Origin of the sequence: Marinobacter sp. ATCH36 (assembly GCF_023555055.1) — a bacterium.
Lineage (GTDB): Bacteria > Pseudomonadota > Gammaproteobacteria > Pseudomonadales > Oleiphilaceae > Marinobacter.
Map to the genome: position 1 here is coordinate 1,247,885 of NZ_JAMJPL010000001.1, position 14,295 is coordinate 1,262,179.

Here is a 14,295-nt window from a genome sequence, read left to right on the forward strand (position 1 = left end):
GATGATCTTGCAGAATCTGCACGGATGATAACAGATCAGAACGCAATGACATTGATGGACGCCAGGTCGGTTCAGAGCAGGACCGTCTGTTCCGGCGAGGTCAGCAATGTGCGTATCGGCGCAGGCAAACCCAGGGCCAGGGCTTCGTCCCGGTGAATCCATTGGTGGTTGTCTGCGTCATTGATTCGCGTGGAGTTTTGAACAGTCAGGCGTGCGGGCTGAATGTGCAGGTGGTAGTGGCTGAAGGTGTGGCGGAAACCGGCGGTGATTTCCGGCTCGCTGCAGTTAAAGCCGAAGGCCTGTTCACAGGCGTCAGCCAGTTCTTCAGGGCTGTAGGCGGGGTCCAGCTCGGGCAGGCTCCATAACCCACCCCAGATGCCGCTCGGTGGTCTGCGCTCCAGCAGGATGCGCCCCCGGTGATCTTCCAGTATCACCATCCAGGTGGTTTTCTCGGGCTTGGCCTTTTTTGGTTTGGAGCCCGGGTAGAGGCTGGCTTCGCCTGTGGCGTAGGCCTCGCACCCGGATTGCAGCGGGCAGCTGTCGCAGGCCGGGCGGCTGCGGGTGCACACCATAGCGCCCAGGTCCATGATGGCCTGGGTGTAGTCGCGGATGCGTTCGTCGGGCGTGTGCTCTTCGGCACGCTCCCACAACTGGTTCAGTACGGCGGTTTTGCCGGGCCAGCCGGCTATGGCGTGGTAGCGCGCCAGAACACGCTTTACATTGCCATCCAGGATTGCCGCTCGCTGCTGGTACGCCTGGGCTAGAATGGCGGCTGCGGTGGATCGACCAATGCCGGGCAGGGCCTGCAGTTGCTCCTGGTCTCTGGGAAATTCCCCGCCGTGTTCCTCGACGACTTGCTGAGCAGCCTTTTGCAGGTTGCGGGCGCGGGCATAGTAACCAAGGCCGGACCAGTGGCTGAGCACATCGTCCACCGGCGCCATAGCCAGCGCTTTCACGTCCGGAAAGCGCTGCATGAAGGCTTCGAAATAGGGAATGACAGTGGTGACCTGGGTCTGCTGCAGCATGATTTCCGAAACCCACACGCGGTATGGGTTTCGGTCATGGTGCCAGGGCAGGGTGTGCCTGCCGTTTTCGTCGTACCAGGCCAGAAGCTTATGGGCAAAACCGTCGCTCATCGACCGAAAATGCCTTTGAGCGCGTCTTTGACCTTTTCGCCGTCTTCGCCCAGACGCTTGTCAATTTCTTCACTTGCCTTTTCTGCGGCTTTTTCTTTTGCCCGGTCGGTTTCCTCGCTGACTTTCTTGCGGGCAGCGTTGGCAGCAATGGTTTTCAGGGTGTCGCGGAAGCGGGAACCGTCGAAGGAGCACAGGCCGGCCGGATCCTCACTGAAGTTGCCACGGCACTCAACGGGAATGACTACGTCTTCCACGTACTCGGTCACACGGCAGGCTTCGTCTCGATGGATCTCACCCACTACGCGCAGACCGATTTCGTAGTCCAGCTCGGATACCGCCAGGTCCACGGTGCCATCACCCTCCAGCCTCATGCCGGCGAGAGCAGCAACCAGGTCGGTGTTGTTCAGAGTGTTGCCGTCGATCTTGAGGGTGCCCTTCATATCGTTGAAGGGGGTGCTGGTGCCCCAGTCAGAGGTGCCCAGTTGTTCCTGGTTCACCAAGGCTATTCCCTGGCAGGCCATTCGGGTCAGGTTCATCCGGGTGAACTCGCCCTCGGCCAGGTTGAAGTTGATTTCGCCGTTGGCGTTTTCGCGCAGGGCAGAGATGCGGTTGCCGGTGGTTTTAACGTTCACATCCATATTCGCGGCGCCGGACAGCATGTCCATATCGGCCAGGTCTGACAGCAGGGGCAGTGTCTGCACATTGCTGACGTCCTTGTTAATGGTCCATTGTGGGTTATCAGAGCGGGCATCGAGGGTGATATTGGAGGCAAACGAGCCGTAATAGAGTTGGCCGCTGAAGTCCTCTACTTTCAGCACACCATTGCGTGCGGTGATGACAGACTTGATCTCATTGATAGTGAGGTTGCTGACAATCAACTCACCCAGCCCAAGGTTGATATCCAGTACCAGCGACCGAATGGTCTCCAGTGGCAGCAGGTCGCCTTCTTCCGCCGAGCCGCCTCCTTGTGGTGCTTCCTGAGTGGCAGCTTCCTCATCGCTTGCGGGCGGGAGGTAGCGGTCGGCATTGATGGCGTCACCCTGCAGTTTCAGGCCGATGGCACTGTTGGCAAAACCATAACTGGCGTTCCCTGTGAACGTGGTGTCGTCCAGGGTGATTGCCAGGTCACTGAGCTCCACGGTCCCTGCGGGACCACCAATGTTGGTGGAGAACGCGACGGACTTCATCACGTCCGGATCCTCGGTTTCGATGGCTGGTTGGCCCAAGGCGGCAAGCAGGGCTTTCAGGGAGAACTCATCAATGCTCAGGCTGCCTTCAAGTTTGGGCTGGTCGCCGAAACCGTTTACAGACAGGTCAGTATTCAGCGTCAAGTCAGCCAGGCTCGCGGTGAAGCCACTGAGGGTAGCGGTTTCGTTCTCCAGGTTGGCTTCCAGCGAGCCGGCAAGCTCGGCACGAACGGATTCTCCACCCAATGGTTCACCGTTCATGTCAAAGACAGCCTTGAGATCGGAAACGCCAAATTCGTTCAACGCTTCGTTGGCCGCCAGGCGAGCGCTGATATCGCCCTCTACCTCAAATTCGGGCTGATTGGTGGCAAAGCGGAAAGCCACGTTCAGCGGGAAGCTGGAACCCAGGGTGATTTCGCTGGCGCTGACGGTGAAGTCTTCCAGGGTGAAAGCCTGGCCGGTGCCCTTGTCCTCGTAGTGAATCCGGGCGTTGCCGATTTCCACGCTTTCCACATTGAAGTTCAGTGGTTCGCTGTCACCGGTGCTTTCCTCTGCAGTATCCTCTTGCGCAGGCTCTTCCTGTTGCTGTTCTGTCTCGGCTTCGCCTTCGGGCATGATCAGTGTCCAGTTGCCGGTGCCATCCTCGTCAACAGACAGGTTGGCGTCCAGGCCGTTCAGCACAAAGGTGTCGACTCGGGGTGACATGGTCACGAGCGACCAGAAGCTGACTTGTGCCACCAGCTGGTCAAGGCGAACAAGGCGCTCGTCTTCCAGGGTTGCTTCAACGTCATTGAGCTCCAGCCCCAGAGGAATGAAAGACCAGCCAATATCGCCTGCAAGAATCAGGTCGAGGTTGGTGGTGTCCTCAACCACTTTTTCGATCTGTGGCTTGTAGGTGTTGGGATCAATGACAGCAATGGCGACAGCTACGGCCGCAATGGCCAGGATGACCAGGCCGACAATGGCGTATGCCACATAGCGAACAGCTTTCATGATTCTGGCGTCCTTCCGTTAATTCATGTCCGGTTACAGGGCAGTTTGATAGCCCAAGCATAACCCAGGGGTAACAAAATAAAAGCCTGGATGTATGACAATACGTTAGTGATCAGCCAAAATGGGCACCTTATTTTTACATGACTTTTTTACACCAATGTAATGCGCGTCTTACAACGATAAAAAGGAGCAAGCAGTGGCTATTACTGTTTCTATTGAGCTGAACCGTGTTCTGGATCTGCCGGCGGGATATGACAAGGTTTTTGAGCTTCTGGCAGATGTTCCGGAATCAGCAAGCCATTTTCCCAAGGTTCACAAGCTGGTGGACCTGGGTGACAACACCTATCGCTGGGAAATGGAAAAAGTAGGTGTGGACAAGCATGCTATCCAGTCCATTTACGCCTGCAAGTATTTCGCTGACAAAGACAATGGCAAAATTACCTGGGAGCCCGTTAAAGGTGAGGGTAACGGCGTTGTAAAAGGTTCCTGGACCTTGAAGGCAAAAGACGACAACACCACCTCGGTAAAATTCCAGACCAGCGCCGAGCTGACTGTGCCGCTGCCGAGCCTGCTGAAACTGGCGATCAGCCCGGTGATCAAGCACGAGTTCAACAGCCTGGTGGACACCTACATGAAAAACCTGAAAAAGGCATTCTGACGGTCGCATCTATCGTCGCCATAAAGGGGATTGCGGGACGCAGGTAATCATAAAAGGTATAATGCTCCCAGACACTTTTCCGGCATCTGCCGATTGATGACTTTGGAGTCCCCATGGCCGAACGCAAGGCTCGGGTAGAGAGAAATACCCTGGAAACTCAGATCACCGTCGAGATTGACCTCGACGGTACCGGTAAGTCCGGTTTCGACACCGGCGTGCCCTTTCTTGAGCACATGATGGATCAGATCGCCCGCCACGGGTTGGTGGATCTGAATATCGTCTCAAAGGGCGATTTGCACATCGACGACCACCATACCGTGGAAGACATTGGCATCACTCTTGGCCAGGCCTTCAAACAGGCTGTGGGCGACAAGAAGGGCATCCGCCGTTATGGCCACGCCTACGTGCCACTTGATGAAGCGTTGTCCCGTGTGGTCATCGACCTGTCCGGCCGCCCTGGCCTGATCATGGACGTGCCCTATACACGGGGAGCGGTGGGTGGATTCGACGTGGACCTGTTTGCGGAGTTCTTTCAGGGCTTTGTGAACCACTCCATGGTCACACTGCACATCGATAACCTGAAGGGCAAGAACACCCATCACCAGATTGAAACCGTGTTCAAGGCTTTCGGTCGCGCCCTGCGTATGGCCATTGAAATGGACGAGCGCATGGCGGGTATCACACCGTCTACCAAAGGTTCGCTTTAATCTGTCTTTGAAGGACACCGCAACAACCATGAAAACCGTTGCCATTATCGACTACGGCATGGGCAATCTTCACTCTGCCAAAAAAGCGGTAGAGCACGTAGCCCCGGATACCACCGTGCTGGTCACCGACAACGCTGACAAAATCCGTGAAGCTGACCGGGTGATCCTGCCCGGTGTGGGTGCAATCCGTGACTGCATGGCGGAAATTCGCCGCCTGGGTATCGACACCCTGGTGCGCGAGGTTTCGCAGGATCGTCCGTTCCTGGGCATTTGTGTCGGTATGCAGGCGCTTATGTCCCGCAGCGAAGAAAACGGCGGCGTTGACTGCATTGGCTTATTTCCATCAGAAGTGCGGTATTTCGGCGACAACCTCACCGAAAACAGCGAACGCCTGAAAGTGCCTCACATGGGCTGGAACCAGGTTCACCAGACCATGGACCACCCGCTGTGGCAGGACATCCCCGACGGCGACCGCTTCTACTTCGTACACAGCTACTACGCTGAAGCCGCCGGCAACCCTGACATCGCCGGCCGAACCCATTACGGCGTTGACCTGGCGGCAGCAGTGGCGAGAGACAACATTTTTGCGGTGCAGTTCCACCCGGAAAAAAGCGCGAGGGCAGGACTGCAGTTACTGAAAAATTTCACCAACTGGACTGGAACATGCTGATTATCCCGGCCATAGACCTCAAAGACGGTAAGTGCGTAAGACTGCGCCAGGGCCGTATGGACGACTCCACCGTGTTCGGTGACGATCCCGTCGACATGGCTACCCGCTGGGTAGACGCAGGCGCCCGTCGCCTGCATCTGGTGGACCTGAACGGCGCCTTCGCTGGTGAGCCCGTCAATGGTGAAATTGTCCAGGCCATCGCCCGCAAATACCCGGATCTTCCCATCCAGATTGGCGGCGGCATCCGTTCCGCGGACACCATTGAGGCCTATCTGAAGGCCGGCGTCCAGTGGGTGATTATCGGCACCAAAGCGGTGAAAGAGCCCGAATTCGTCACCGAAATGTGCAAGAAATTTCCGGGCCATATCATTGTCGGCCTGGATGCCAAAGACGGCCGAGTTGCCACCGACGGCTGGGCGGAAGTCTCCGAAGTGATGGCCACAGATCTGGCCAAACGCTTTGCCAACGACGGCGTGGAAGCCATCGTCTACACCGATATCAGCCGCGACGGCATGATGCGGGGCGTTAATGTGGAAGCTACTGCCGCGCTGGCGGAAGAAGGCGGTATTCCCGTCATCGCCTCTGGTGGCGTTACCAACATGGATGACCTCAAGCGTCTGGCAACCGTTGCCGACAAGGGCATACTGGGCGCCATCACCGGCCGGGCCATCTATGAGGGCACGTTAGACGTGGCCGAGGCCCAGGCCTTCTGTGACAGCCTGAAGGGGTAAGACGCATCATGGCTCTGGCAAAACGTATCATTCCCTGTCTCGATGTCGACAAAGGCCGCGTTGTAAAAGGCGTGAATTTCGTCGACATCCGCGATGCCGGTGACCCGGTGGAAGTGGCCCGCAAGTACAACGAGCAGGGTGCCGACGAAATCACCTTCCTCGATATTACTGCCAGCCACGAAAGCCGCGATACCACCTACGAAACCGTCGAGCGTATGGCGGCGGAAGTCTTCATACCGCTCACAGTCGGTGGTGGTGTGCGCACTGTTGAAGATATCCGCAAGCTGCTGAACGCAGGCGCCGACAAGGTTTCCATCAATACGGCTGCGGTTTTTAATCCGGAATTTGTTCGCGAAGCCGCTGACCGCTTCGGCAGCCAATGCATTGTGGTAGCCATTGATGCCAAGGGTGTCAGTGCTGAGGGTGAAGAGCCGCGCTGGGAAATTTTCACCCATGGCGGCCGCAAGCCAACCGGGCTGGATGCTGTGGAGTGGGCTCGCAAGATGACCGCCATGGGTGCTGGTGAACTGTTGCTGACGAGTATGGACCGGGACGGAACCAAGGCCGGCTTTAACCTGGGGCTGACGCGAGCAGTCAGTGATGCGGTTTCGGTGCCGGTGATTGCGTCAGGTGGCGTGGGTGAGCTCCAGCATCTGGCGGATGGTGTGATCGAAGGGCATGCGGATGCCGTATTGGCGGCTTCCATTTTTCACTTCGGGCAGCACACAATTCCTGAGGCCAAAGCGTTTATGAAAGCGCAGGGGATTGTGGTCCGGGACTGAGAAATCATTCCTGCTTTGCCAGGGCCGGCCTTATCTCCCGCTTTTCTCCTTCTGCAAACATTGGCCGATTACCATTTCTCATGGCCCAGACGCCGCTGACGGTGGCGACTGCAATGCCTTCCTCGTCCAGCTCGGGCAAGCGTTTTTCAAGGTAATCCACCGTGACCTTGTGGGGATGCCCAATACCAATGGCACTGCCGTTTTCCTTTGCCCGTTTGATCAGCAAGCGGAATTGCTGGTCCACGAATTCTTCGTTCTGTTCGTGGTCAAGAAACACATCGCGGGTGAGGGTGGGGATGCGATAGGCGGCCGCCACTTCGCCGGCAATGGACGAAGCAATAGTGCGGCTGTCGACGAAGTAGACCGGGTAGTGGTCCAGCTCCGACATCACCCAGTCCATGGCTTCCAGTTGCTGGGTGAGCAGGCTCCCCATGTGATTGTTCACGCCTCGGACATGAGGGACGGACTGTAACGCGCGGCGCAGGGTGGTTGCCATGCTGTTTTTGTCCATACCCGGGCTCAGTCCGCCGGGGCCGAGACCGATATTGCGGGTATTGGCCATGGGAGCATGCAGCATGATTTCTTTCCGGTTTCGGTGAGCATGCTCCGCCAGTTCCGTTGTGTGTCTGCGGTAAGGCAGAAAGGCCAGGGTGATAGGCTGATCCAGCCCTATCAGCCGGCGGCCCTCTGCCAGGTTGTGCCCCATATCATCAATGATGATGGCGATGGTCGGGGGCACCTGCCGCGAACTGTCCTGCTCTTCGCCTGAGCTGACCGGCGATACCGCCGCGAGGATAGCGGCAATCAATGTTGCTGCAACTTTCAATCCGCGCTTTCCTGTTCTGGCTTGTTCTGCTTGTTGAGAATGCCCAGGCCTTTCAGCAGGTTAAGTGCTGAACGTAGCTGGAAGTCCCTGCTTGCGGGAGTGCCCTGGGTTTCCTCTTCCGCTGCTTCCTGATTTTCGTCCTGGCCTTCAAGATGGCCGCTGAGGTCAGCCTCTGTAAAGAATGGCTGGCTATCCAGCTCGGTGAGCTGCGCCGGCTTCACTTCGATGTCCGGTTTGATGCCCTTGGCCTGAATAGAGCGGCCATCGGGCGTGTAGTAGCGGGCAGTGGTCATTTTGATGGCGTGGGTCTCATCCAGCGGAATGACTGTCTGTACGCTGCCCTTGCCGAATGATTGAGTGCCCATGACAACAGCGCGTTGGTGGTCCTGGAGTGCGCCGGCAAGGATTTCCGAAGCCGACGCGGAGCCGCCGTTGATCAGAACCACAATGGGAGTGTCCGGCATTACATCGCCCGGCTTGGCGTTGAAACGCAGGCGGGAGCTTTGGATGCGGCCTTCGGTATAGACAATCAGACCTTCGTCAAGCAAAGCGTCTGCTGCTTCAACGGCTGCCTGCAGGATGCCGCCCGGATTGTTTCGCAAATCAATGATCAGGCCATCCAGGTCGCTACCGTGCTCTTTTTCAAGGTCTTCCAGAGCAGTGGTGAACTGGGCGCCGGTATCCGCCTGGAACTGGGTTATCCGGACATAACCATACCCGTTTTCAATGATGCGGGATTTAATGCTGGTAACCTTGATTACGTCGCGCTCGACGTCGATTTCGATAGGGGCGGACTCACCTTCACGCATAATGGTGAGTGTGAGCACGGTGCCGGGTTTGCCGCGCATCAGCTTTACGGCTTCTTCCAGCGACATGCCCTTGACCGGCTGGTCGCCCAGTTTGATGATCAGGTCGCCTGCCTGTACGCCGGCTTTCTGGGCCGGTGTGTCATCAATGGGAGATATGACCTTCACGAACCCGTCTTCCATGCCAACTTCAATGCCGAGGCCGCCGAACTCCCCGGAAGTGCTTTCTTCCAGCTGTTCGTAATCCTTCGGGGCCAGGTAGGTAGAGTGAGGGTCCAGGTCTGACAGCATGCCTTTGATAGCACTTTCGAGAAGCTGCCGGTCGTCCACCTCTTCCACATAGGCGTCCTTGATGCGACCGAATACTTCGGCAAACTTGCGCAGGTCATCAAGAGGCAGTTGTTCTTCCGGATCCGGAAGTTCTATTTCAACCTGCTCGCCGTGCTGGATGCCTTCCAGCAGGCGCCGGGTTTCTTCATCGGTTTCCTGGGCGTGAATCAGGCCGGGCAGGGCGGTGAGGCAGGCGCCAAGGGCGAGTGCGCTCATGGTTGCGGCGTGGTTAAAACGTCTTACCCGTCTCATTCACGTATCCTGTGTTATTCCGATGACTGGTTGGTTCCTGTGTATTGCCGGACAGTATGGCTTTACCAGACTGATTTGTCAGCCTTTAGGGTACCACGAACAGTCTCAGCGGTTACCGAGCCAGCGCCTTGGGTTGTCCGGTTTCCCATTATGGCGGATTTCGAAGTACACGGCGGGGTCGTCAGTGCCACCGGTGCGGCCCGCCTGGGCAATAGCCTCGCCGGCTTCCACCCAATCTCCGGGACTGGTGAAAAGGCTGCTACTGTGACCGTAAAGAGTCATGTAGCCGTCGCCGTGGTCCAGAATCGTCATCAGGCCAAAACCTCTGAGCCAGTTGGCAAACACAACACGGCCATAGTGCACTGCTTTGACGTCACCTTCCTCTGCGGTATTGATCAGCAGTCCGTTATAGCGAAGCTTGCCATCGGCGTAGCTGTCTCCGAAGCTGCTGGCAACCTTGCCGTCTGCCGGCCAGGGCAGTTTGTTTCTGAGCGACCCGAACGGGTCTGATTCGTTGGGGGTAGGAATGTTGGCGATAGCCTCTTCCACCTCTCTCAGCAGTTTCTCCAGCCGTTTTCGATCAGATTCCAGTTCCTGGCGTTCATTCCTGCGGTCACTGATATCTGACTTGAGGGCTGCCAGGGTCTGTTCGCGTTCGCTTTTACTGGTGTTGAGCTTTTGCTGGCGGTCGGCAACATCCTGCTCAAGCTCGGCCAGCCGCAATCGCCCGGCCTTGACCTGTTTCTGGGTTTCTTTCAACTGGCGGAGGTTGGCGGCGAATGCCTCGAGCCGGTCGAGGGTGTCGCGGCTGAGGTATTCATAATAGGTCATGGTGCGGGCAATCTTGTCCGGGTCAATCTCGTTGAGCAGGACTTTCACGGCAGGCGCGTCACCCTCCATCCAGGCGGCGCGAATCTGTTTTTTCAGGCTGTCGCGCTGGCTCTCCAGGGTGCGGGCCAGCTCCGCTTTTTCCTCGCCAAGCTGATTGAGGCGCTGTTGCTGGTCCCGGGCCTGTTCGCGCAATTCCCTGCGCTCGCGCGTGAGACGGCCTATTTCCTGTTCCAGCCCCGAAAGCTGACGCTCCAGTGATGAGCGATCCTCTTCGGCATCGGCCAGCCAATCGTCGATGTCGGCGATTTCTTCCCTGAGCGCTTTGATCTGGCCAGGTGTGACCTGTTGATCTGCCAGTGCTGGCGTGGCAGTTGCAACTGCAATCAATGCCAGCACCAGCCACAAACGTGAAATCAATCGATCTCCACCAGGCTGTGGCCTGACATTTCTGCAGGTTGCTCCAGCCCCATCAGGCTGAGAAGGGTGGGTGCCACATCGCTCAGGCTGCCGTCATTCTTGAGGGATACTTTACGGGGGCCAACATACACCAGAGGCACGGGGCCAATGGTATGGGCGGTGTGGACCTGGCCGGAACTGGGGTCTGTCATCTGTTCACAGTTGCCGTGGTCTGCCGTAATCAGTGCTTCGCCACCGACTTCCTCAAGTGCTTCAGCAATGCGGGAGACGCAGCGGTCAATGCACTCGGCGGCTTTTATGGCGGCATCAAGCTTGCCGGTGTGGCCGACCATGTCGCCGTTGGCGTAGTTGCACACCACCAGGTCGTACTTGCCGCTCTTGATGGCTTCCACCAGTTTGTCAGTCACCTCTGGTGCGCTCATCTCGGGCTGCAGGTCGTAGGTGGCAACTTTGGGTGAAGGCACCAGGATGCGATCCTCTCCCTCGAAGGGGGCTTCCATGCCGCCATTGAAGAAGAAGGTAACATGGGCATATTTTTCAGTCTCGGCAATCCGCAGCTGGGTCTTGCCCTGGTTGGATACATACTCGCCCAGGCCGTTGGTCAATTGCTCCGGCGGATAGGCGCAGGAGGCTTTGATGTCGGCGGCGTATTCGGTAAGCATGACAAACTCGGCCAACTCCGGGTGTTTGCGGCGGTCGAAGCCGTCAAAGTCCTTTTCCACAAAGCAGCGAGTCATTTCACGTGCGCGGTCGGCGCGGAAGTTCATGAAGATAACCGTATCGCCATCGTTGATAGTGCCTGGCGTATCGCCGCTGGCCTTGATACGGGTTGCCTTGACGAACTCGTCGTTCTCGCCCCGCTCGTAGGCCTGTTCCAGCGCGGTTACCGGATCGGCCGAGGTGAGCTCGGCCTCGCCAAGGGTCATTACATTGTAGGCTTCTTCGACCCGGTCCCAGCGGTTGTCCCGGTCCATTGCATAGTAGCGGCCGACGATAGAGGCCACCCGGCCAATGCCTAGGTTCTTCAGTTTGGTGGCGGCTTTTTCCAGTGATGCTTTGGCACTGCGGGGAGGCATGTCGCGGCCATCCAGGAAGGCGTGGATATAGACCTCTTTTGCGCCGCGTTCGGCTGCCATCTCAGCCGCAGCCAGGATGTGGTCCTCATGGCTGTGTACACCGCCGGGAGAAAGCAGCCCCATCAGGTGAACGGCACGGCCATTGTTGATGGCCTTGTCCATGGCGCCGCAGAGGCTGGGATTTTGCGTAAAAGTACCTTCTTCCACGTCTTTGTCGATGCGCGTCAGGCTCTGATAAACCACTCGCCCGGCGCCAAGATTCATGTGGCCGACTTCGGAATTGCCCATCTGTCCCTGGGGCAGGCCAACGAACATTCCAGACGTGTTGATTAGTGTTTTTGGCTGATTTTTCCAGAGTTTATCCCAGAATGGCGTATTGGCGTTGCTGATGGCATTATCGTCAGCTGGGTCACGGTGACCCCAGCCGTCAAGAATAATCAGTGCAGTAGGCTTACGCGTGGCAGTCATCACTTAATCCGATGGTAGTTTGGTAAATTTACTAAAACGAACATTGATTCTAAACAGTTTCGCACCCCTCGGCCACCCTGGTTATCTTCTGTCGATGGGGCAGGGTGTGTATAATCCCGCCACAAACTATTCAGCAAGGTGTTTTCATGGAAAGGGTGTTCGAATTCGCGGTTAACCATTACATTCTGGTGTCTCTGTTTTTCGCCTTCCTGCTTGCCATACTGGTGCTGGAATCCCGCCGTGGTGGAGCAAAAATATCGGCTCAGGGCGCTGTAAACCTGATCAACCGCGATGAAGCTGTAGTCGTCGACATCCGTGACCGTAAGGATTTTAACGAGGGCCGGATTACCGGTGCAATCAATATTCCCCTCAATAGTATCAAAAGCCGCGCCTCGGAGCTGAAGAAGTTCAAGGACAAGCAGATCATCGTGGCCGACAAGATGGGGCAGCATTCCGCCATGGCCGTCAAACAGCTGAAAGCTGAAGGCTACGAGAATGTAGTTCGTCTGAATGGCGGTATCGCTGACTGGAAAGGCAGCAACCTGCCGCTGGTCAAGAAATGACAGGGTATCGGGGCCTTGAACTGAACGCTAAACTGTCGCACTGTTAATAGAACAATGGGCCTTGATGGCCCCCTTAATCGAAGAAAGGATTGAACATGGCTGAAAATGACCAGGCCGCAGCAGGCAACGAAAACCAGGCGCAACCACAGTTCGCGCTCCAGCGCATTTATGTGAAGGATCTGTCTTTCGAGTCACCCAACTCTCCGACCGTCTTCCAGGATCAGTGGAAGCCGCAGGTTAATCTGGATCTGAATACCTCCCATAACAAGGTCAGCGATAATCAGTATGAAGTGGTTCTGTCTTTGACGGTCACGGCCAAGGTTGAGGACAAGGTCGCTTACATCGTCGAGATTCAGCAGGCGGGTGTGTTCCTGGTGAAAGGTATCGAAGGGCCGCAGCTCGGACAGATGCTGGGAGCCTATTGTCCGAATATCCTGTTCCCTTATGCCCGCGAAGCGATTGACGGCATAGTTAATAAGGGCAGCTTCCCGGCGCTGATGCTGGCACCGGTTAACTTCGATGCCATCTACGCCCAGGCGTTGAAGCGCAAGCAGGAGGAAGCGGCGGGCGAAAACAAGGAAGAGCAGACCCACTGACACTGGGTTTCCCTGTCAGCAAGAAAACCCCACCGGCGTATGCGCCGCTAGGGTTTTTTATTTTGGCGAGCTCGATTCGATGCCTTCCCGGATCAACCGATGAACTTCTCCGTCTGTCTTCATGTCGTCAAGTGTCTCGCTGAGGCATGGGATGTCTTTTTCCCGGGATTCGTGCACCCAGTGGTAGATCGGCGATTCCAGTAGTGGCTCACCTATCACCATGTCTGGATTATGACGGCTGGCGGCCAATGCGTCCCACTCCAGTGTCAGAGCTACATCAATCCGCTCGCGTTTAAGCAGGCTGACCAGTTGAAAGGTATCAGTCGTGGCGACTTGCGTAGCATCTTCCGGCAAAACGGCGGCAATCATCCGGTAGCCATTGAGAAACCCGATTCGCTTACCAGTCAGCCCAGAGTGGGCGGAGGCGGATTCGCGGTCAAGAAAAAGCGGCACCAGCCGGGCCACTTCAATAGGAATATGCAGGGGTATCAGCGGTGCATTTTCTTTGACGGCCATGGGGATTCGTGCAAGTTCGCCGTCGGATTGGCTTTTTTCTGCCATCATCACGGCGCGGGCTGCGGGCGCATCCAGGTAGCGGATGGTGAGTCCACAGCCGTTATAAAGTTGCCGGACGATATTTTTGCCAAATACAACCGATACTTCGGACGTGGTCGAGGGGGTGGTTATTACCCGCGTGCGGGTGTCCGACTGATCAGCGGCGCCCTGTCTCGGCAAGCCACCGAGTGTGAACAGCACCACAATGGCGGCAAAGGCCAGAACCACCGGCCGGAACTGACTATTGAGCTCCTTCAAAATCAAGCTGTCTCCATGCTTCATAGACCACCAGTGCAACCGTGTTTGACAGGTTGAGGCTGCGGCTTTCCGGGCGCATTGGTACTCGCAGGCAATGCGTTTGCGGAAGTGCCTGGCGAATATCTGCTGGCAAACCCCGGGTTTCAGGGCCGAACATCAGGTAATCGCCTTCCTGGTACGTCACTTCATGATATCCACGGGAGCCCTTGGTGGTCAGCCCGAATAACCGGCGTGGCTGTTCGCTGTCCAGAAAGCTCTTGTAGTCCCGGTGAACCGTGACCGTCGCATATTCGCTGTAGTCCAGACCGGCGCGCCGCATCTGCTTGTCTTCCAGGGTGAAACCCAGGGGTTCAATCAGATGCAGGCGGCAGCCCGTGTTGGCACAAAGCCTGATAATGTTGCCGGTATTCGGCGGTATCTCGGGTTCGTACAACACCACATTCAGCATTGAGT

15 protein-coding genes are annotated in these 14,295 nt (G+C 56.9%); 7 read left to right on the forward strand and 8 right to left on the reverse strand.

Annotation, left to right across the window (positions count from 1 at the left end; all coding sequences use genetic code 11):
• Positions 1-71: 71 nt before the first annotated feature.
• Together mutY and M8010_RS05590 are read right to left on the reverse strand one after the other, a co-directional pair.
• On the reverse strand, positions 72-1,136 hold the full coding sequence (mutY, locus tag M8010_RS05585; RefSeq protein ID WP_250089553.1) for an A/G-specific adenine glycosylase: 1,065 nt from the start codon (positions 1,134-1,136) through the stop codon (positions 72-74).
• Complete coding sequence (locus tag M8010_RS05590) at positions 1,133-3,316, reverse strand: AsmA family protein (protein ID WP_250089554.1); 2,184 nt, start codon at positions 3,314-3,316, stop codon at positions 1,133-1,135. The genes mutY and M8010_RS05590 overlap by 4 nt, the downstream gene beginning before the upstream one ends.
• A gap of 196 nt (positions 3,317-3,512) precedes the next feature.
• On the opposite strand from M8010_RS05590, the gene M8010_RS05595 reads away from it, so the two are divergent.
• The 5 genes from M8010_RS05595 (at position 3,513) to hisF (ending at position 6,864) form a co-directional block, all read left to right on the forward strand.
• Positions 3,513-3,974, forward strand: a complete 462-nt coding sequence (locus M8010_RS05595; RefSeq protein ID WP_250089555.1) for an SRPBCC family protein — start codon at positions 3,513-3,515, stop codon at positions 3,972-3,974.
• A gap of 113 nt (positions 3,975-4,087) precedes the next feature.
• Positions 4,088-4,681, forward strand: a complete 594-nt coding sequence (gene hisB, locus M8010_RS05600; protein WP_250089556.1) for an imidazoleglycerol-phosphate dehydratase HisB — start codon at positions 4,088-4,090, stop codon at positions 4,679-4,681.
• A gap of 28 nt (positions 4,682-4,709) precedes the next feature.
• Complete coding sequence (gene hisH, locus M8010_RS05605) at positions 4,710-5,351, forward strand: imidazole glycerol phosphate synthase subunit HisH (RefSeq protein ID WP_250089557.1); 642 nt, start codon at positions 4,710-4,712, stop codon at positions 5,349-5,351.
• A complete protein-coding gene (gene hisA / locus M8010_RS05610) occupies positions 5,345-6,082 on the forward strand; it encodes a 1-(5-phosphoribosyl)-5-[(5-phosphoribosylamino)methylideneamino]imidazole-4-carboxamide isomerase (RefSeq protein WP_250089558.1) in 738 nt (245 codons plus the stop codon). Before hisH ends, hisA begins: the two co-directional genes overlap by 7 nt.
• An 8-nt stretch (positions 6,083-6,090) precedes the next feature.
• Entirely contained in the window at positions 6,091-6,864 is a 774-nt protein-coding gene (gene hisF, locus M8010_RS05615) for an imidazole glycerol phosphate synthase subunit HisF (protein WP_250089559.1), read from the forward strand.
• A gap of 4 nt (positions 6,865-6,868) precedes the next feature.
• On the opposite strand, the gene M8010_RS05620 is transcribed toward hisF, so the two are convergent.
• The 4 genes from M8010_RS05620 to gpmM all read right to left on the reverse strand — a co-directional run bounded on the left by M8010_RS05620 (position 6,869) and on the right by gpmM (position 11,870).
• Positions 6,869-7,690, reverse strand: a complete 822-nt coding sequence (locus M8010_RS05620; RefSeq protein WP_284047941.1) for a divergent polysaccharide deacetylase family protein — start codon at positions 7,688-7,690, stop codon at positions 6,869-6,871.
• Positions 7,687-9,078 (reverse strand): S41 family peptidase, encoded by a 1,392-nt coding sequence (locus M8010_RS05625; protein ID WP_250089560.1) that lies wholly within the window; start codon positions 9,076-9,078, stop codon positions 7,687-7,689. The genes M8010_RS05620 and M8010_RS05625 overlap by 4 nt, the downstream gene beginning before the upstream one ends.
• A 105-nt stretch (positions 9,079-9,183) precedes the next feature.
• Positions 9,184-10,323, reverse strand: coding sequence for a murein hydrolase activator EnvC family protein (locus M8010_RS05630; RefSeq protein ID WP_250090134.1), 1,140 nt, complete (start codon positions 10,321-10,323; stop codon positions 9,184-9,186).
• Positions 10,323-11,870: a 2,3-bisphosphoglycerate-independent phosphoglycerate mutase gene (gene gpmM / locus M8010_RS05635; protein ID WP_250089561.1), complete on the reverse strand. Its 1,548-nt coding sequence runs from the start codon at positions 11,868-11,870 to the stop codon at positions 10,323-10,325. The genes M8010_RS05630 and gpmM overlap by 1 nt, the downstream gene beginning before the upstream one ends.
• Positions 11,871-12,016: 146 nt before the next feature.
• On the opposite strand from gpmM, the gene M8010_RS05640 reads away from it, so the two are divergent.
• Both M8010_RS05640 and secB read left to right on the forward strand, forming a co-directional pair.
• Positions 12,017-12,433, forward strand: a complete 417-nt coding sequence (locus M8010_RS05640) for a rhodanese-like domain-containing protein (protein WP_250089563.1) — start codon at positions 12,017-12,019, stop codon at positions 12,431-12,433.
• 95 nt (positions 12,434-12,528) lie between these two features.
• Positions 12,529-13,029, forward strand: a complete 501-nt coding sequence (secB, locus tag M8010_RS05645; protein ID WP_250089564.1) for a protein-export chaperone SecB — start codon at positions 12,529-12,531, stop codon at positions 13,027-13,029.
• 57 nt (positions 13,030-13,086) lie between these two features.
• On the opposite strand, the gene M8010_RS05650 is transcribed toward secB, so the two are convergent.
• Both M8010_RS05650 and trmL read right to left on the reverse strand, forming a co-directional pair.
• Positions 13,087-13,848, reverse strand: a complete 762-nt coding sequence (locus M8010_RS05650; RefSeq protein ID WP_250089565.1) for a transporter substrate-binding domain-containing protein — start codon at positions 13,846-13,848, stop codon at positions 13,087-13,089.
• The gene (gene trmL / locus M8010_RS05655; protein ID WP_250089566.1) at positions 13,826-14,290 is read right to left on the reverse strand and encodes a tRNA (uridine(34)/cytosine(34)/5-carboxymethylaminomethyluridine(34)-2'-O)-methyltransferase TrmL; all 465 of its coding nucleotides are present in this window, start codon (positions 14,288-14,290) and stop codon (positions 13,826-13,828) included. Before trmL ends, M8010_RS05650 begins: the two co-directional genes overlap by 23 nt.
• Between the last annotated feature and the right edge of the window lie 5 nt (positions 14,291-14,295).